Source organism: Streptomyces sp. NPDC058308, from assembly GCF_042880275.1.
GTDB lineage: Bacteria > Actinomycetota > Actinomycetes > Streptomycetales > Streptomycetaceae > Streptomyces.
Genome location: NZ_JBHVZA010000011.1, coordinates 25,314 through 44,164, shown reverse-complemented (window position 1 = coordinate 44,164; position 18,851 = coordinate 25,314). Strand labels below are relative to the sequence as shown.

The window sequence follows — 18,851 nt, the reverse complement described above, 5'->3', positions numbered from 1 at the left end:
CCGAAGGAGTGGAAATCATGGCCCCAGGCGCCATGACCCGTTGGACCTCATCTCTCGCCGACGCCCGGCCTCTCTCGTACTGGCTGGACGACCCCGGCAGGCCGGCCCCCGAGCCCGCCCTGACCGGCGACGAGCGCTGCGACCTGCTCGTCGTCGGCGGCGGGTACAGCGGCCTGTGGACCGCGCTCATCGCCAAGGAGCGCGACCCGCACCGCGACGTCGTCCTGGTCGAGGGCCGCGAGGCGGGCTGGGCCGCGTCCGGCCGCAACGGCGGCTTCTGCGCCGCCTCCCTCACCCACGGCATCGCCAACGGCCTGGCCCGCTGGCCCGGCGAGATCGGGAAGCTGGAGGAGCTCGGCGCCCGCAACCTCGACGAGATCGAGGCGGCCGTCAAGCGCTACTCCATCGACTGCGACTTCGAGCGCACCGGCGAGATCGACGTGGCCACCGAACCGCACCAGCTGGCCGAACTGCGCGAGATGTACGAGGAGATGGCCGAGCACGGCCTGGCGGGCGGCGCCGAACTGCTCGACGCGGACACCCTGCGCGAACAGGTCGACTCGCCGACCTTCCTCGGCGGCCTCTGGGACCGCGAAGGCGTCGCCATGCTGAACCCGGCCAAGCTGGCCTGGGGTCTGAAGCGGGCCTGTCTGGAGAAGGGCGTACGCGTCTACGAGCACACGCCCGCGCTCCAACTGGCTTCTGCGGGCGCGGGGATGGCGATCCGCACCCCGTACGGCAGGGTCTTCGCCGGGCAGGTCGCGCTCGCCACGAACATCTTCCCGTCGCTGGTCAAGCGCCTGCGTCCGTACACGGTCCCGGTCTACGACTACGCGCTGATGACGGAGCCCCTGACCGACGAGCAGCTGGCGGCGATCGGCTGGAAGAACCGCCAGGGCCTCGGCGACAGCGCCAACCAGTTCCACTACTTCCGGCTCTCCGCCGACAACCGCATCCTGTGGGGCGGTTACGACGCGATCTATCCGTTCGGCGGCAAGGTGCGCGCCGAGTACGACGACCGCCCCGAGACCTACGCGAAGCTCGCCGGACACTTCTTCACCTGCTTCCCGCAGCTGGAGGGGGTGCGCTTCACGCACGCGTGGGGCGGCGCCATCGACACGTGCTCGCGCTTCTCGGCGTTCTTCGGCACGGCCCACAAGGGCCGGGTCGCCTACGCGGCGGGGTACACGGGTCTCGGTGTCGGGGCCACCCGGTTCGGCGCCGACGTGATGCTGGACCTGCTGTCCGGCGAGCGGACGGAGCGTACGGACCTGGAGATGGTCCGCACGAAACCGCTGCCGTTCCCGCCCGAGCCCTTCGCGTGGACCGGTGTCGCGCTGACCAAGTGGTCGCTCGCCCGGTCCGACGCCAACGGCGGCAAGCGGAACCTCTGGCTCAAGACGATGGACAAACTGGGCCTCGGCTTCGACAGCTGACGGGACGCACGGGACGCATCGAGCGAACGGTCGGCGGGCCACTGAGCGGGGCGTGATCAACCGGCGCACGCCCCGCTCGTCCCCGGTGCCCCCCGCACCACCAACTGGCAGCCGGAACCCGCGTAATGCCGCGCCCCGAAGCCTCTCTCCCCATGGCACGCACTGTTGTCGTACAGGAGAGAGAGGTTCTGTCATGACTGGCTGGACTGGTCCGGGTGGCTCTGGAGCGAGGGCGGCGGCCGAATGGCTGGCGTCGGCGGCGCCGGACCCGGACGCCTGCCGCTGGGAATGGGAGCGCAGCCCCCTCGGGGTCGCGCTCCTGCCCGCCGGGCGGCGCTGGGACGTGCTGATCCTGCCCGCCGAACTCGGCTATCCCACGCTCGACGTGCTGACCCGCTGCATCGACCGTCCCGGCCCCGTGCTCGCCGACTTCGGCGACGAACGCACGGGGTTCTTCGTGCCGCCGGGCACGGTCTCCCGCTGGCTCGGTACGGGCGTACGCGGCGTCGGCAGCGGCACCTGGATCGTCGTGCCTCATCCCGGGCGGGCCACGGGCGGCATCCGCTGGCTGGTCCCGCCGGACGGCTCGGGGACGCTGACGGACCCGGCACTGCTCGAACTCGCGATGCACGAGGCGGCGGCGTGGCTGGCACGGGAGGGGGAGGAGTGAGCCGCCGGAGGCGGGAAGGGTGCCGTCGGGAGCCGGGAGCGTGCGGCCGGACACCGAGGGCGTGCCGTCGGACACCTTGACAACTCAATTGGTCTGGACCAAGTTAAGCGCGACCCGCCCTCCACCCCCCCCATGCCCGGAGGCAGTTGTGGACCGCTCCTTGTTGCCCCGAACCAGCCGCGCGAGCCGCGTCAGACGTCTCGCCGTGGTCGCCGTCGCCGCCTGCGCGCTCACCGCGTCCGGCCTGCTCTCCACCCGCGCGACGGCGGCTCCCGAGCTCCCGGTCACCGCGGACCGTACGGCTGCCCCCGCCGGTGGAGCCCCCGCCGGTCGAGCCCTCGCCGACCACGCCCTCGTCGGCTATCTGCACACCAGCTTCGCCAACGGCTCCGGCTACACCCGCCTCGCGGACACCCCCGACAGCTGGGACATCATCGACCTGGCCTTCGGCGAGCCGACCTCCGTGACCTCGGGCGACATCCGCTTCGGCCTCTGCCCGAAGACCGAGTGCCCGAACGTGGAGACCAAGGACGAGTTCAAGGCCGCCGTGAAGGCGAAGCAGGCGGCGGGCAAGAAGGTCCTCATATCCATCGGCGGCCAGAACGGCCAGGTCCAGCTGAAGACGGCGCAGGCCCGCGACACCTTCGTCTCCTCGGTCTCCAGGATCATCGACGAGTACGGCCTCGACGGCCTGGACATCGACTTCGAGGGCCACTCGCTCGCGCTCAACGCCGACGACACCGACTTCAGGAACCCGAAGACCCCGGTGATCGTCAACCTCATCTCCGCCGTGAAGACCCTCAAGGCCAGGTACGGCGCCGGTTTCACGCTCACCATGGCGCCCGAGACCTTCTTCGTGCAGCTCGGGTACCAGTTCTACGGCACCGGAAAGTGGGGCGGCCAGGACCCGCGCGCGGGTGCGTACCTCCCGGTCATTCACGCCCTGCGCGACGACCTCACGCTGCTGCACGTCCAGGACTACAACTCGGGCCCGATCATGGGCCTGGACAACCAGTACCACTCCATGGGCGGCGCGGACTTCCACATCGCGATGACCGACATGCTGCTCACCGGCTTCCCCGTGGCGGGCGACAAGAACAAGGTCTTCCCGCCCCTGCCGCCCCAGAAGGTCGCCGTCGGCATGCCCGCGTCCGTCAACGCGGGCAACGGGCATGTGCCGACGAGCGAGGTCAACAAGGCCCTGGACTGCCTGACCAAGGGAACCAACTGCGGGTCGTACCGGACCCATGGCACCTGGCCGGACCTGCGCGGCCTGATGGCCTGGTCGGTCAACTGGGACCGCTTCAACAACCGGGAGTTCTCGAAGAACTTCGACGCGTACTTCGGCTGATCACCACCAGCATCACCTGCAGCAGCGCCACGGACAGACACCAGCCCGCCACCACGTCCAGGGGCCAGTGGTACCCGCGTCGCACCAGCCCGAACCCGACCGCGACGTTCAACAGGCAGCAGCCGATGACCAGTTCGCGGCGGCCGTACGCGCCGCGCAGCAACGGCAGGACGAGCAGGACCGCCGCGCCGTAGGCGACCGCGGCGGTCACCGCGTGGCCCGAGGGGAAGTAGCCCTCGTGACCGGCCGAGCCGGGCGGACCCGGGCGGTCGACCAGCGCCTTGAGCGGGGTCACGAGCGCGGGCACCGCGGCCATCGCGACGAGCGCGGCGGCCGCGGGCAGCCACCAGCGGTGGGCGCCGGACCGCTGCCCGCGCCAGGCCGTGTACGCGAGGACGGCGACGAGGACAGGCACGGCCACCGTGACGTTGCCGAGGTCGGCGAGGAACTCGGCGGCACGGTCCGGCAGGCGGCTGCCCGCGAGGGTGCGCGCCGCGTGTTCGTCGGCACGGCGCAGCGGCCCGTCGGCCACGACCTGCCAGGTGAGGAGCGCGAAGAGCAGTGCGCACAGAGAGAGGGAGAGGGCGGGCCGCCGTGGTGCGGGAGTCCGGCTCTCCGGCGCGGCGGACACGCCCCGGGGGCCCGGGGGCGGGGAAGCAGACATGGCCCCCAGCCTGGCAGGAACGATCGCCCGCCCGCGCGTGCGGGGCACGGCGCGCGGACGGGAGCGTGCTCAGTGCCCGTGGTCGCAGCACTGGCTCCGCAACTTCGCACCCGTACGGTCCCAGTGCGCCCGGTCCCGTGCCGCGACCCGCACCGCGGCGACGGAGCCGACCAGCTCCTGCTGCTCGTACGGCACGCCGCCCCGCATGACCGACACCGTCCGCACCAGCGAGTCGAAGTCGGTGAAGGGGTCTCCGTCGATGACCGCGAGGTCGGCGAGCTTGCCCACCTCAAGCGTGCCGAGGTCGCGGTCGAGACCGAAGATCCGCGCGGGCGCGGAGGTCGCCGTGCGCAGCGTGCGGGAGACCGACATGCCGCCGCGCCGCAGGGCGCGCAGACCGATGTGCACGCCCAGGCCGGTCGGGATGCCGGGGGAGTCCGTGCCGATGGCGATGAGCCCGCCGGCCGCCGAGATCCTGCGGTAGATGTCGATCTCCCGTGTCAGGGTGGCCAGTTGCGCCTCGGTGGGCGGCTGCGCCGCCAGGTCCCGCACCTGGGAGGTCTCCCACGGCGGCATGAGGCGGGTGACCCGCGGGTCCTTCGCGAGGCCCGGGGCCGCGCCGATCAGCGGGGCGGCCGAGAACGGCGTGGCGACCAGGTGGAAGTCGCCGGTGGCGGTGTAGATCTCCGTCACGTCCTGGTAGGCGAACTCGCCCGCGGTGGTGGCGTGGCCGAACTCGGCGCGCTGTGTCGCCTGGAGGTGCGTCGTCAGGTCGTGGCCGAGCTGGATGCCGGGGGAGAGGTTGTGGCTGCCGCAGCGCACGCCGAGCTCCTGGTGCGCGAAGCGCGCGGCCTCCTCCATCACCCAGCCAGGGGCCCGTACGTAGGTCTTGACGAAGTCCCAGTCGAGGGCCTTGCCGCGCGAGAGGGTCCGGCGCAGGCCCTCGCGGGTCGCGTGGACGCGGTTGTCCCACGCGACGCGCGTCCCGTCGAGCACTTCGCTCGCGGTCACGAGCCGGGGTCCGGCCAGCTCACCGGCGGCGACGGCCTCGCGCAGGCGGGCCCCCTCGTATCCGGCGCCGCCCATCGACACGGTGCTCGTGACGCCGTAGGAGAGGAACAGGGTGGCCTGCCTGCCGCCGTAGACGGACGGCTGCGGGTGCATGTGGGAGTCCCACAGGCCGGGGATCACGGTGTGCTCCGCGGCGTCGACGCGGCGGGCGGCGGCGCGGCCCGCCCGGTGCGGTTCGACGGCGGTGACGCGCCCGCCGCGGATGATGATGTCGACGTCCTCGCGGACGGTGTCGTCGTCGCCGGCGCCGTCCCAGAAGCGGCCCGCGTGGACGACGGTGTCCTCGGCCGCGGGGCGCCGGTGGCCGAGCGGCAGCTTGACGGTGCGGACGCTGCCGTCGGCGACGGTGAGGAGCCGGAGCCGGCCCGCCGACAGGTAGAGGACGTGACGGCCGTCGCCCGACCAGGTGGGGTGGTCGGCGGCCTCGCCGGGGAAGGTGCGGGGCGTGCCGTCGGGGGTGCCGTCGGGGCGCACCGGCAGCAGCCACAGCGCGGACTCGACGACGGCGGCCATGTACCGGCCGTCCGGGGACCAGACCGGGCCGTTGCTGGTGCGGTCGGAGAGGGACGTGTGCGGCGCCACCGCGTGGGTCTCGGCGGAGCCGTCGACGGTGTCGATCACCCGGATGAGGTTGTAGCCCTCGCGGAAGCGCTGGTTGATGCGGTTGCGGACGCTGACCGCGACCCGGCGGCCGTCGGGGGACCAGCTGGGGCGGCCGGAGATCTCGCCGCCGGGCGGACTGGCCGCCAGCTTCGTCTCCTCACCCGTGCGCAGGTCACGTATCAGCAGGTTCGTCGCGAGGTCGAAGCAGGCGAGGCGGTTGCCGTCGGGGGAGGGCGCCGGCTGGATCCGGCCGCCGGAGGCGATCACCGTCTCCTTGCCGTCGGCCAGCTCCCGTCGCCGGATGGCGGGCATGCCGTCGCGGTCGTCGGAGTACAGCAGGGCCTTGCCGTCGGGCGTCCACGCCGCCGCGTAGAGGTACCCGGTCGCCTTGGCCCGGGTCACCCTGCGCGGCGCCCTGCCGCCCGAAACGTCGCCGATCCAGAGGGAGTTGAGGGCGGTGAAGGCGACCTGCCCGCCGTCGGGGGAGAGCGCGGGCAGGTCGAAGGCGCGCACCGGGCGGCTTTCGGTGCCGTCCAGATCGAACGACTTGACCCGGTAGTCCGGGCGGTCGAGGGGCAGGGGTGCGGTGAAGGGGATGTCCTCACGGGTGCCGGGGGCGGCGGGCCGTACGACGGTGAAGCGGCCGTCGACGGTGAGGAGCAGCTCCTTGGCGGAGATCCAGCGGGGCGGTACGGGCGCGATGTCGCCGCCCACCGCCACGGTCTCGCCGGCCACGACGAGGGTGCAGCCCGCGTGGGGCGCGGCCGTCGTGCGCAGGTAGGCGAGCGTGCCGTCGGAGGAGACGGCGGGCACGAGGAGCTGGCCGGTGCCGGTGTGCTCCACGGTGACGGAGCCGCTGCCGTCGGCGGCCACGGAGGCGATCGTGCGGGCGTCGAGCGCGCCCGACTCCGCCGCGGCGCGGACGAACAGCACCCGCTTGCCGTCGGGTGACCAGACCGGGTCGAAGTCCTCCCACGCGCCGTCCTGCACGGGACCCGGCTGACCGGGACGGCCGGTCAGCCGGGTCAGCTCGCCGGTGGCCAGCTCCAGGGTCCAGATGCGGAAGGGGGCGCCGGTCACCGGGTCGCCGTCGCGCTCGGAGGCGAAGGCGAGCCGCTTGCCGTCCGGCGACCAGGCGGGGCCGCGGCAGTCCCACGGGCCTTCGGTACGTTGGGTCAGCTCGGAGCCGTCCGGCCTCAGCGTCCAGATCTGGAAGGTGCCCGAGCGGAACGCGCAGACGGCGATGGACCGCCCGTCGGGCGAGTGCACCGGACGCGTCGGCTCCAGGTCCGCCGGGGTGAGCGGCACGGCCTCGCCGCCCTTGCGCGGCAGGGACCACAGCACGCCCTGCACCTCGGCGACCAGCCGGTCGCCCGCGAGGGAGGCGGAACCGGTGGTGGCGGCGGTGAAGCGCAGCGAGGCCCCGGCGGCGCCCGCGGTGGCGGCGGGGCCGGCCGGACCGGCGGCGGGAGTCGCGTGCGCGGGTCCGGCGCCCGCGAACGCGCCGGTCGTGGCCGCCGCGCCCGCCACTGTGGTCGTCCGCAGAAAACGACGCCGCGAGAACTCCGGGATGGTCAACTTTCCTCCAACGCAGGCCTGTTGGTGAGGCCGGTGGAGTGCAGCGGCCATGGGTCGCGATCTTCATCCAGAGGTCGGGCGGCGAGGAGTGCGGCGCAGGATCCGGGCGAAATTGATCAGCACCGCGCAGGAAAGCGCGCTATACAGGCGGTTGTGTGTACCGATACGCCGAGGGGGAGCGGCGGCGAGTCACCCCTGCCGGAGCCGGGCGTCGACCGTCTGGACCGGCTGATCGTGAACGCCCTCCAGGTCGAGCCGCGGGCCTCCTGGACCAAGATCGGCTCCGTTCTCGGAGTGGACGCCGCCACCGTCGCCCGCCGGTGGATCCGGCTGCGGGCCGCGGGCCTGGTCTGGGTGACCGCGAGTGAGTCCTCGCCCGGTCTCGGCCGCAGGGCCGTCGTCGAGGTGGAGTGCGCGGGCAATCCCCTGGAGCTGGCCGAGGAGCTCGCCCGCGACCGGGAGTGCCGCACGCTCGACATCGTGTCGGGCGGGCGCAATCTGCTGCTCGGCGTGGGCACGGCCGACGAGGCGGGCCTCGCCGACTACGTCCTGACCCGGCTCGGCGCGGGTCCGCAGGTACGGGCCGTGCGCACCCAGCTCGTCACCTCCTTCACCCGGGACCCGGGCGAGTGGCGGCTCGGGGAGCTCTCGCCGGACCAGCTCGAACGGCTCACCGGCCCCGGCCCCCGCGATGCCGCCGCCCGCGACGCCGCCGCCTGCGACGCCCTGACCCGGTTCGAGCGCGAGGTGGTGGCCGCACTGCATGAGGACGGGCGCATGCCCGCCACCCGGATCGCCGCCCGCACGGGCGTCCCCGTGCGCCGGGCGCGGGAGACCGTGCACCGCCTGCTCGCCCAGCAGCGGGTGCTGCTGTGGACGGACGTGGCCCGCGCGATGTCCGGGCGGTCCGTGCAGGCCTGGTACTTCATCCGGGTTCCGGCGCGCCGCCTGACGGGAGTGGCCGCGCGGCTGGCGCGCCTGGAGGAGGCGCGTCTGGTGGTCGCCGCCGTCGGGACGTACAACCTGGCGATGTGCGTCTGGATGCGGGAGCTGACCGACGTGACCCGCCTTGAGGCGCGGATCGAGGACGGACTCGAAGGGGTGCAGATCGCGGACCGCTGCATCACGCTGCGCACCGTCAAGCGCGCGGGATACCTGCTCGACGCGCAGGGGCGGAGGTCCGGCCGGGGGCCGGTGTGAGGGCGCGGGCGTGGCGCCGTACCGGTCCACCGGGGGAGAACGCGCCGAAGGGCTGGCGCAAGGGGGGGAGTGCGCCAGCCCTTCGGTGGTCGGCCGGCCCGGCCTGTCCGAGCCGGTCTGCTTGCGCGAGTCCGTCGGGTGAGGCGCCGAGGCGGCCTTCCGGACCGGCGGTCCGCGCGCCCCGGGGGGTTTGGGGCGGGCGGCCGTCCGATCGGTGAGGAGTTCCGGAGTCGAAGACCCCGGACGTGCGCAAGGGCACGACCAGAGCGGGGCCGGGGAAGCTCCGCCATGGTGCCGCCCACAGTCCCCTGTGAGCGGGTGTTTCTCTCATCTGCAGAAACCGTACGGCAGCTCGTCGCGGGCCGACAGACGGAACAGCAACCCGACATGGGGCCCCCACACCTTCTTCACACGCCCCGACGCCCACCTCAGGTCACACCACCGCCACCGCACGGGATCCGTGCACGTCAGCGCCCTTTTCCGAGCGCCCGTTTCCGGCCATGCGAAAGGCCCGTACGGGGATCCGTACGGGCCTCGCACGCCGGGCCGGGCAGGCGCGGGCGCGCCCGGTTGCTCAGACGCGGGCGAAGGCGCCCTCGATGATGTCGAGGCCCTCGTACAGGAGGTCGTCGCCGATGACCAGCGGCGGCAGGAAGCGCAGGACGTTGCCGTACGTGCCGCAGGTCAGCACGAGCAGGCCCTCCGCGTGGCAGGCCTTGGCCAGGGCGGCGGTCGCCTCCGGGTGCGGCTCCTTGGTCGTACGGTCCTTGACCAGCTCGATGGCGATCATCGCGCCGCGGCCGCGGATGTCGCCGATGATGTCGAACTTCTCGGCCATGGCGGTCAGCCGGGCCTTCATGGTGGCCTCGATGTTCTTCGCCTTGGCGTTGAGGTCGAGCTCCTTCATGGTCTCGATGGCGCCGAGCGCACCGGCGCAGGCCACCGGGTTGCCGCCGTAGGTGCCGCCGAGGCCGCCCGCGTGCGCGGCGTCCATGATCTCGGCGCGGCCCGTGACGGCGGCGAGCGGCAGGCCGCCCGCGATGCCCTTGGCGGTGGTGATCAGGTCCGGGACGATGCCCTCGTCCTCGCAGGCGAACCACTGGCCGGTGCGGCAGAAGCCGGACTGGATCTCGTCGGCGACGAAGACGATGCCGTTGTCGTTCGCGTACTTCACGATCTCCGGCAGGAAGCCCTTGGCGGGCTCGATGAAGCCGCCCTCGCCGAGCACGGGCTCGATGATGATCGCGGCGACGTTCTCCGCGCCGACCTGCTTGCCGATCATGTCGATGGCCTGCTTGGCGGCCTCGGCGCCGGCGTTCTCGGCGCCGGTCGGCCAGCGGTAGCCGTAGGCGACCGGGACGCGGTAGACCTCGGGCGCGAACGGGCCGAAGCCGTTCTTGTACGGCATGTTCTTGGCGGTCAGCGCCATCGTGAGGTTCGTGCGGCCGTGGTAGCCGTGGTCGAAGACGACGACGGCCTGGCGCTTGGTGTGCGCGCGGGCGATCTTGACGGCGTTCTCGACGGCCTCGGCGCCGGAGTTGAACAGGGCCGACTTCTTCTCGTGGTCACCCGGCGTGAGCTCCGCGAGCGCCTCGGCGACGGCGACGTAGCCCTCGTACGGCGTGACCATGAAACAGGTGTGGGTGAACTGCTCCAGCTGCGCGGACGCCCGGCGCACCACGGCCTCCGCGGACGCGCCGACGGACGTCACGGCGATGCCGGAGCCGAAGTCGATCAGACGGTTGCCGTCGACGTCCTCGATGATCCCGCCACCCGCGCGCGCGGCGAAGACGGGCAGCACGGAGCCCACGCCACCGGCGACCACGGCGGTACGGCGGGCCTGCAGCTCCTGCGACTTCGGACCGGGGATGGCGGTGACGACGCGGCGCTCCTGCGGAAGGGCGGTCATGGGGGCTCCTGGGGGGTGGGGCGACGATACGGACGCTCTACTGCTTTCTTCGCAGGTTAGGGGCGAGGCCGGGGGGCGGGCATGCTCCATCGGGGAGTCGTCGGGCGCGGCGGTTGTCCGTGGTGGACATAGCGAGCCGGTCCGTGAAGCGGCTGCCGGGCGGACCGGACACCGGACCGGATACCGGACCGGCGGATACCGGATCGCCGCGGGTCCGGGCGCGTATCCGGTGAACTGCCCCTGCTGGGGCACTAGATTGACCCGCGAAACGACAGTTCGGCTGGTCAGGGGGCAAGGGGCATGGACTCCGACGGCACGCACGACGCTCGCGGCACACACGCCACACCGGTGCCGCGCCCGGCGGCGCCTCCGCCCGGGTCCGCGGTGCCCCGTGCGGGGGGCAGGGCGCCCGGGGTTCCGCCCCGGCCCGCGCAGGCCCCCGGGGCGTCGCCGCTGCCCGACGGGGCCGCCTTCCTCGCCTGGCTGCGGGCGCCGCGGCCCGCCACCCTGCCCGGCATCTGGCGCTTCGCGCACTCGCCGCGGCCGGAGCGGGAGCCCGAGGTCGTGCCGTCCCGGCAGCTGCTCAGCGGCGCGCTCATCTCGTTCCTGGTCGGCTGGCTGCTCTGGTCGCTGCTCTGGAACGGCTACCTCGGCGGCTGGTGGGTGCTGCCGATCGAACTGTTCCTGCCCGACGCCTGGCTCTACAGCGGCGACCGCATCGGCAACGCCATCGTGTGGAACGGCTACTACGTCCTCATCGCGCTCGCCATCATGATCGGAGTCGGCAAGCTCGGCCGCTGGTCCGAGGTCTGGCGCCGCTTCGTCGCCCCGCGCCTGCGCCGCCGCGAGGCCCCCGCGCCGCCGCCCCCGCCCGGGGAGGACCCCGCCCACTGGCCGCAGCTGCGGGCCGCGGGCGCGCAGGACGCCGCCGACCGGCTCGCCGCCGACGCGCGGTCCGGGCTGATGCGGGACGTCGACCACGCCCGGATCGCGCGGGCCTGGCGGTCCGTGCAGGCCGGCCGCAGCCCGCTCGCCGCCTTCAGCGACGCGGTCGTACGGGACGGGGCCGCCGCCTGCATGCATCCGTCCGGCGACCGGGACCTGCCCCAGCGCGCCGCGCGCCACGACCTCGCCACGGCGCAGGTGCGGATCGGGACGACGGTCGACGATCCCCGTAACCCCTATGCCTACCGGGGCACCGGGCTCGCGCTCGGCCCCGACCTGCTCGGCACCTCGCTGGTCGCCGTCGGACCCGGCGGCTCTGGCAAGACCGCCCGCGTGGTGTGGCCGCTCGCCGAGTCGCTGTGCCTGGGCGCGCTCGCCGGGCGGGCCGCCGTCGTGGTGGTCGGCGCCGCGGGCGCGGGGCTCGGGCCCGCCGAGGACTACGACGTGGTGGTACGGGTCGGCCACCCCGACTCCCTGTACGACCTCGACCTGTACGGCGGCACCGACGACCCGGACGAGGCCGCGGCCGTGCTCGCCGAGGCCCTCGTCGGCGACCTCGTGGACCCGCACCCCAGCGGCGACAGCCGCCGCTCCACGACCTGTCTCGCCCAGCTCCTCGGCCCCTGGCTCGCCGTCCACCGGCGCTTCCCGTCCGTGCCCGAGCTGCGCGCCCTGCTCGACGGCTCGCCCGGCCCGCTCGGCGCGCTGCGCAAGGCGCTGCAGCAGGCGGGGCACGACGCCATGATCCGCGAACTCGACGCCCGCGAGCGCCAGTTGGGCCACCCCGGCGACCCCGGAGCGGTCCTCGCCGACCGCATCGCGCTGCTCGACCGGCCCGCGTTCGCCGCCTTCTTCGACACCTCGGGCCGGAGCACCCCGTTCTCGCTGCGCGCCCTCGACCACCCCGTCCGCGTCCGCATCGACCTCCCCGAGCGCGGGCACGCCGACGCCTCGCGGATCCTCGCCCGCCTCGTCCTCGCCCAGTTCACGGCGAGCGCCGCCGCCCGCGAGGACCGCTCGCTCTTCGCCTGCCTGGTCCTGGACGACGCGTCCGGCACGGTCACCCCGGAGTCCGTACGCCGCATCCAGCGGCTGCGGTCCGCCAACGCGGGCGTCGTCATGACCCTGCGTACGCTCGACGACGTACCCCGCCCGCTGCGCACCCCCCTGCTCGGCGCGACCGGCTGCCGCATGGCGCTCTCCGGGCTCACCCCGTGGGACGGCCAGGACTTCGCGGAAGTCTGGGGCAAGGAGTGGACGGAGGCACGGGATGTCACCGACCGGCAGATCATCGCCGAGACCCCACTGGGCAAGACCGTGCACGTGCTGCGCCGTGTCATCACCGGCAACGCCCCGACGGCCCGCGCGGTCACCGTCCGCCAGGTCGAGCGCGAGCGCTGGTCCGCCTCCGAGCTGGCACACGGGGTGCCGCCGGGGCACGCGGTGCTCTCCCTGACCGACGTACGGGGTGAGTACGCGCCCCCGCTCCTCGTGGACCTGCGGGCCTGAAGCCCAGGGAGCGTCTGAAGCCATGAGGGAGGGGTACCCGGACGGTCCATCGCGAGAGGACTTCCGGATCGTCCCGTACGTGGTGTTCGGTCCCTGGCGCACCGTACGGTGAGGCAGAATCGACACAGGTCGTTCATACGGAGCGGCCAAAAGATCCACATCGCGAAGATCCACGTCCCGGCGCCCGCACCCCGGGGGCCGGGAAGCCCGCCCGCCCCGCCTGCCGCAGACCTGAAGGTCCCATGCCGCCCACGCTCGCCTCGCTCGTCCACCACTCCGCGCTCAAGCTGACCGTGCGCGCGGGCGAGGAACGGCTGGACGCCCCCGTGCGCTGGGCGCACGCGAGCGAACTCGCCGACCCCGTGCCCTACATGGAGGGCGGCGAGCTCCTCCTCATCACCGCGCTGAAGCTGGACGCGGAGGACCCGGAGGCCATGCGGCGCTACGTGAAACGGCTCGCGGGCGCCGGCGTCGTCGGGCTCGGCTTCGCCGTCGGCGTGCACTACCCCGACATCCCCAAGGCCCTGCTCGACGCCGCGACCGACGCCGGTCTTCCGCTCATCGAGGTGCCCCGGCGCACCCCGTTCCTCGCCATCAGCAAGGCCGTGTCCGCCGCCATCGCCGCCGAGCAGTACCGCGCCGTGACGGCGGGCTTCGCCGCCCAGCGCGAACTGACCAAGCAGACGCTGAGCGACGGACCCGAAGGGCTGCTGCTCGCGCTCGCCGGACAGGTCGACGGCTGGGCCGCGCTGTACGACGCGTCCGGCGCCGTCGTCGCCACCGCGCCGGAGTGGGCCACCCGCAGGGCCGCCAGGCTCACCGCCGACGTCGAACGCCTCAGGGAGCGCCCGGCGCCCGCCAGTTCCGTCGTCGCGGGCACTGAGGACCGCGTGGAGCTGCACTCGCTCGGCACGGGACGCAGGCCGCGCGCCGCCCTCGCCGTCGGTACGGCCTCGACCCTCGGCACCGCCGAGCGGTACGCGGTGCACTCCGCCATCGCGCTGCTCACCCTCACCACCGAGCGCTCCCGCTCGCTGCACGCCGCCGAGCAGCGGATCGGCGTGGCCGTGCTGCGGATGCTGCTCGCGGGCGAGCCGGACCACGCGCGGACCGTCGCGGGTGACCTGTACGGCGGGCTCCTGGACGCCCCCTTCCGGCTGGTCGTCGCCGAGGTGGCGTCCGCGTCGGCGGCCCGGGTGCGGGCGGGCGCCGACGACGACGGCGCGGGCGCGGGCGCTCAGGAAGGCGGCCCCGGCACCGCGTCCGCCGCGGTCCTCGCGGCGGTGGCCGAGGTCTCGGGCGGCGGCGACCCGCTCGCCGCGCTCGTCGACGTCGTCGAGGCCGCGGCCGCACGCTCCGGCGAGGCGCTGCTCGTCGTCCCGTACGGGGAACGGCTCGTACTGCTCGTCGTGGACGGCGGCGCGGGCGCACGGGCCTGCGCGCAGTACGCGGCCGCGCTGGAGGCGGGGCGCGGCGTCGCGGGGCGCGAGCCCGCCGCGTCCGGCGAGCAGGCCGAGCTGGTCATGGGCCTCTCCGCACCAGCCGGACCGATCGCCGCGGCCACCGCGTACAAGCAGGCCGAACAGGCGCTGTCCGTCGCGCGGCGGCGCGGCCGTGCCCTCGTCGAGCACGAGGAGCTAGCCGCGGGCTCCGTCCTTCCGCTGCTCGCCGACGACGCGGTGCGGGCCTTCGCGGACGGCCTGCTGCGGGCGCTGCACGAGCACGACGCGACCGGCCGCGGCGACCTCGTCGCCTCGCTGCGGGCCTGGCTCTCCCGGCACGGGCAGTGGGACGCCGCGGCGGCGGACCTCGGCGTCCACCGGCACACGCTGCGGTACCGGATGCGCAGGGTCGAGGAGATCCTGGGCCGCTCCCTCGACGACCCGGACGTCCGCATGGAGCTGTGGCTCTCCCTGAAGGCGACATCGACGACATCCGACTGAGGGCGCCCCGTAAGGGGCGCGGGACATCCGACCGAGGACCACCCTGTAAGGGGCGCGGGGAACTGCGCGCCAAGCCCCCACGGACCCGCAGCCGCAGAGAAGAGGGGGCCCCCAAGGGGCGCGGGGAACTGCGCACCCAGCCCCCACGGACCCGCAGGCAATGAACGAGGGCGACACATACAAAGCGGCGCGAGGCCCCCGGCCAGTACTCCGCGCCGGACAAACGCCAGCCCCTCCGCCTACCCCTACCGTGAGGGACGTACCCCCAGACACACCACCGCGGAAGGGCCGGGAATCAACATGACTTCCATCCACGCCTTCTGGCTCGCCGGTCGCCAGACCACCGGCGAGACCACCCTCGACGTCACCTCGCCCTGGGACGGACGGATCGTCGGCAAGGCCGCCGTCCCGACCGACGCCCAGGTCGAGGAGGCCGTCGCCGCCGCGTACGCCGTGCGCGACGAGTTCGCCGCGACCCCGGCCCACGTCCGCGCCGCCGCCCTCGCCCACGTCTCGGACCGCCTCGTCGAGCGCACCGAGGAGATCGCCCAGCTGATCTCCGCCGAGAACGGCAAGCCGATCAAGTGGGCCCGCGGCGAGCTCGGCCGCGCCGTCTCCGTCTTCCGGTTCGCCGCCGAGGAGGCCCGCCGCTTCAACGGCGGCGAGGCCCAGCGCCTGGACACCGACGCGGGCGGCCAGGGCCGCCTCGCCCTCACCCGCCGGTTCCCCAAGGGCGTCGTGCTCGGCATCGCGCCGTTCAACTTCCCGCTGAACCTCTGCGCGCACAAGATCGCCCCGGCCATCGCCGTCGGCACGCCGATCATCCTGAAGCCCGCGCCGGCCACCCCGCTCTCGGGACTGATCCTCGGCGAGCTGCTCGCCGAGACCGAGCTGCCGGCCGGTTCGTGGAGCATCCTGCCGGTCGCCAACGACAAGATGCCCGCCCTGGTGCAGGACGAGCGGATGCCGGTCATCTCGTTCACCGGCTCCGAGAAGGTCGGCTACGCGATCATGGACTCGGTGCCGCGCAAGCACTGCACCCTGGAGCTCGGCGGCAACGGCGCGGCCGTGGTCCTCGCCGACTACGCCTCCGACGAGGACCTCGACTGGGCGGCCTCGCGCATCGCGACGTTCTCCAACTACCAGGGCGGCCAGTCCTGCATCTCCGTGCAGCGGGTCATCGCGGACGCCGCCGTGTACGACCGCCTGGTGCCGCGCGTGGTCAAGGCCGTCGAGGCCCAGGTCACCGGCGACCCGTCCGACCCGAGGACCGAGGTCGGCCCGCTCGTCAACGAGGACGCCGCCAAGCGCGTGGAGTCCTGGGTCGACGAGGCCGTCGCCGCGGGCGCCCAGCTGCTCACCGGCGGCAAGCGCGACGGCGCCGCGTACGCGCCGACCGTGCTCGCCGACGTACCGGCCGACACCACTCTCGCCCACGAGGAGGTCTTCGGACCGGTCCTCACGCTGAAGAAGGTGGACGGCGAGGACGCCGCGTTCGACGCCGTCAACGACTCCAAGTACGGCCTCCAGGCAGGCGTCTTCACGCACGACCTGCAGACCGCCTTCCGCGCGCACCGCGCCCTTGAGGTCGGCGGCGTGGTCATCGGCGACGCCCCGTCCTACCGCGCCGACCAGATGCCGTACGGCGGCGTCAAGCAGTCCGGCGTGGGCCGCGAGGGCGTCCGCTACGCGATGGACGACTACACCTACGAGCGCGTCATGGTCCTGACGGGCCTCGCCCTGTAGGACCACGTCCGCGAAGGACAACGGCCGGAGCCCACTGTGCGGGGGCTCCGGCCGTTCTCGTACGAGGAGCTCAGGAGGAGCCGCGAGGAACTGCGAGGAGCCGCGAGGAGCGGGGGCGCGCGTGGCCGCACGGGTGCGCAATGCGCCGAACGCTGCGCGAGGACTGGTGGGCTCGGGGCGGATCGGGTACCAACGATCCAGTAGCACCAGTCAGTAACCGACCGGCACGACCGGGCCGACGGGCCCGGCGGCCCCACTCCGCGGCGAGGTGAGCTCCTCATGACCGCACCAACCCCCAAGCCGTCCGTGAGCGAACGCGAGGCCCGGCAGGTCGCCGAGGCCGCCCGTGAGCAGGACTGGCGCAAGCCCAGCTTCGCCAAGGAACTCTTCCTCGGCCGATTCCGGCTCGACCTGATCCACCCGCATCCGATGCCGCCCGACGAGGACGCGCAGCGCGGCGAGGAGTTCCTCGCCAAGCTCCGCGACTTCTGCGAGACGAAGATCGACGCGGCCCGCATCGAGCGCGAGGCGAAGATCCCCGACGAGGTGATCAAGGGGCTCAAGGAGCTCGGCGCGCTCGGCATGAAGATCGACACGAAGTACGGCGGGCTCGGCCTCACGCAGGTCTACTACAACAAGGCCCTGGCCCTCGTCGGCTCCGCGAGCCCCGCGATCGGCGCGCTGCTCTCCGCGCACCAGTCGATCGGCGTGCCGCAGCCTTTGAAGATCTTCGGGACCCAGGAGCAGAAGGACGCCTTCCTGCCCCGGTGCGCGCGCACCGACATCACCGCGTTCCTGCTGACCGAGCCCGACGTCGGATCGGACCCGGCCCGCATGGCGATGGCGGCGGTCCCGGACGGCGACGATTACGTCATGGACGGCGTGAAGCTGTGGACCACCAACGGCGTCGTCGCGGACCTGCTGGTCGTCATGGCCCGCGTGCCGAAGTCCGAGGGCCACAAGGGCGGCATCACCGCCTTCGTCGTCGAGGCGGCGTCCGAGGGCATCACCGTCGAGAACCGCAACGCGTTCATGGGCCTGCGCGGCCTGGAGAACGGGGTGACCCGCTTCCACGGAGTGCGCGTGCCGGCCGCGAACCGCATCGGTCCCGAGGGCGCGGGCCTGAAGATCGCGCTCACCACCCTCAACACCGGACGGCTCTCGCTGCCCGCCATGTGCGTCGGCGCGGGCAAATGGTGTCTGAAGATCGCCCGCGAGTGGTCGGGCGCCCGCGAGCAGTGGGGCAAGCCGGTCGCCCACCACGAGGCGGTCGGCAAGAAGATCTCCTTCATCGCGGCGACGACCTTCGCGCTCGAAGCCGTCCTCGACCTCTCCTCGCAGATGGCCGACGAGGACCGCAACGACATCCGCATCGAGGCGGCCCTCGCCAAGCTGTACGGCTCCGAGATGGCCTGTCTGATGGCCGACGAGCTCGTCCAGATCCGCGGCGGCCGCGGCTTCGAGACCGCCGCGTCCCTCGCGGCCCGCGGCGAACGGGCCGTCCCCGCCGAGCAGGTCCTGCGCGACCTGCGCATCAACCGCATCTTCGAGGGCTCCACCGAGATCATGCACCTGCTGATCGCCCGCGAGGCCGTGGACGCCCACCTGAAGGTGGCGGGCGACCTCATCGACCCGGACAAGACGCTGTCCGACAAGGCGAAGGCGGGCGCGCGGGCGGGCGGCTTCTACGCCCGCTGGCTGCCCAAGCTGGTCACGGGCCCCGGCCAGCTGCCGCGCTCGTACGCCGAGTTCCACCCCGAGGGCCACCCGGACCTCTCCGGCCACCTGCGCTACGTCGAGCGGAGCGCCCGCAAGCTGGCCCGCTCCACCTTCTACGCCATGTCCCGCTGGCAGGGGAAGCTGGAGACCAAGCAGGGCTTCCTCGGCCGCGTCGTCGACATCGGCGCGGAGCTCTTCGCGATGAGCGCGGCGTGCGTGCGCGCCGAACTCCTGCGCACCACCGAGGAGTACGGCCGCGAGGCCTACCAACTGGCCGACGTCTTCTGCCGCCAGGCCCGCATCCGGGTCGACGAACTCTTCGACCGGCTGTGGACCAACACCGACGAACTGGACCGCAAGGTGGTCAAGGGCGTCCTCTCCGGGACGTACACCTGGCTGGAGTCGGGCGTCGTCGACCCCTCAGGCGAGGGCCCGTGGATCGCGGACACCAAGCTGCCCGAGACCCCGCGCCCCGACGTACGAAGGGTGATCAAGGAGGGCTGATCC

At 73.3% G+C, this 18,851-nt stretch carries 10 protein-coding genes and 1 pseudogene; 8 read left to right on the top strand and 3 right to left on the bottom strand.

The window, feature by feature from the left end; all coding sequences use genetic code 11:
* Nucleotides 1–17 precede the first annotated feature (17 nt).
* The 3 genes and pseudogenes from ACFVYL_RS16930 to ACFVYL_RS16920 all read left to right on the top strand — a co-directional run.
* On the top strand, nucleotides 18–1,436 hold the full coding sequence (locus ACFVYL_RS16930) for an NAD(P)/FAD-dependent oxidoreductase (RefSeq protein ID WP_389716467.1): 1,419 nt from the start codon (nucleotides 18–20) through the stop codon (nucleotides 1,434–1,436).
* Between the two features lie 193 nt (nucleotides 1,437–1,629).
* On the top strand, nucleotides 1,630–2,106 hold the full coding sequence (locus ACFVYL_RS16925) for a hypothetical protein (protein WP_389716465.1): 477 nt from the start codon (nucleotides 1,630–1,632) through the stop codon (nucleotides 2,104–2,106).
* Between the two features lie 337 nt (nucleotides 2,107–2,443).
* Nucleotides 2,444–3,457: pseudogene (locus ACFVYL_RS16920) on the top strand (chitinase); the annotation flags it as partial.
* Here the strand turns inward: ACFVYL_RS16920 and ACFVYL_RS16915 are convergent.
* Nucleotides 3,411–4,121, bottom strand: a complete 711-nt coding sequence (locus tag ACFVYL_RS16915; protein ID WP_389716463.1) for a phosphatase PAP2 family protein — start codon at nucleotides 4,119–4,121, stop codon at nucleotides 3,411–3,413. The pseudogene ACFVYL_RS16920 and the gene ACFVYL_RS16915 sit on opposite strands and share 47 nt — an antisense overlap.
* Nucleotides 4,122–4,190: 69 nt before the next feature.
* On the bottom strand, nucleotides 4,191–7,424 hold the full coding sequence (locus ACFVYL_RS16910; protein ID WP_389716461.1) for an amidohydrolase family protein: 3,234 nt from the start codon (nucleotides 7,422–7,424) through the stop codon (nucleotides 4,191–4,193).
* A 102-nt stretch (nucleotides 7,425–7,526) separates the two neighbouring features.
* On the opposite strand from ACFVYL_RS16910, the gene ACFVYL_RS16905 reads away from it, so the two are divergent.
* Nucleotides 7,527–8,573, top strand: a complete 1,047-nt coding sequence (locus tag ACFVYL_RS16905) for an Lrp/AsnC family transcriptional regulator (protein WP_389716460.1) — start codon at nucleotides 7,527–7,529, stop codon at nucleotides 8,571–8,573.
* Nucleotides 8,574–9,147: 574 nt separating this feature from the next.
* Here ACFVYL_RS16905 and gabT read toward each other — a convergent pair.
* Nucleotides 9,148–10,482 carry a 4-aminobutyrate--2-oxoglutarate transaminase gene (gabT, locus tag ACFVYL_RS16900; RefSeq protein ID WP_389716457.1) on the bottom strand — a complete coding sequence of 445 codons (1,335 nt, stop codon included), beginning with the start codon at nucleotides 10,480–10,482 and terminating at the stop codon, nucleotides 9,148–9,150.
* A 300-nt stretch (nucleotides 10,483–10,782) separates the two neighbouring features.
* Between gabT and ACFVYL_RS16895 the strand changes: the two genes are divergently transcribed.
* The 4 genes from ACFVYL_RS16895 to ACFVYL_RS16880 all read left to right on the top strand — a co-directional run bounded on the left by ACFVYL_RS16895 (nucleotide 10,783) and on the right by ACFVYL_RS16880 (nucleotide 18,848).
* Nucleotides 10,783–12,936 carry an ATP-binding protein gene (locus tag ACFVYL_RS16895; RefSeq protein ID WP_389716455.1) on the top strand — a complete coding sequence of 718 codons (2,154 nt, stop codon included), beginning with the start codon at nucleotides 10,783–10,785 and terminating at the stop codon, nucleotides 12,934–12,936.
* Between the two features lie 242 nt (nucleotides 12,937–13,178).
* Complete coding sequence (locus tag ACFVYL_RS16890; RefSeq protein ID WP_389716453.1) at nucleotides 13,179–14,879, top strand: PucR family transcriptional regulator; 1,701 nt, start codon at nucleotides 13,179–13,181, stop codon at nucleotides 14,877–14,879.
* Nucleotides 14,880–15,179: 300 nt separating this feature from the next.
* A complete protein-coding gene (locus ACFVYL_RS16885; RefSeq protein WP_389716449.1) occupies nucleotides 15,180–16,625 on the top strand; it encodes an aldehyde dehydrogenase family protein in 1,446 nt (481 codons plus the stop codon).
* Between the two features lie 279 nt (nucleotides 16,626–16,904).
* Nucleotides 16,905–18,848, top strand: coding sequence for an acyl-CoA dehydrogenase family protein (locus ACFVYL_RS16880; RefSeq protein ID WP_389716446.1), 1,944 nt, complete (start codon nucleotides 16,905–16,907; stop codon nucleotides 18,846–18,848).
* Nucleotides 18,849–18,851 lie beyond the last annotated feature (3 nt).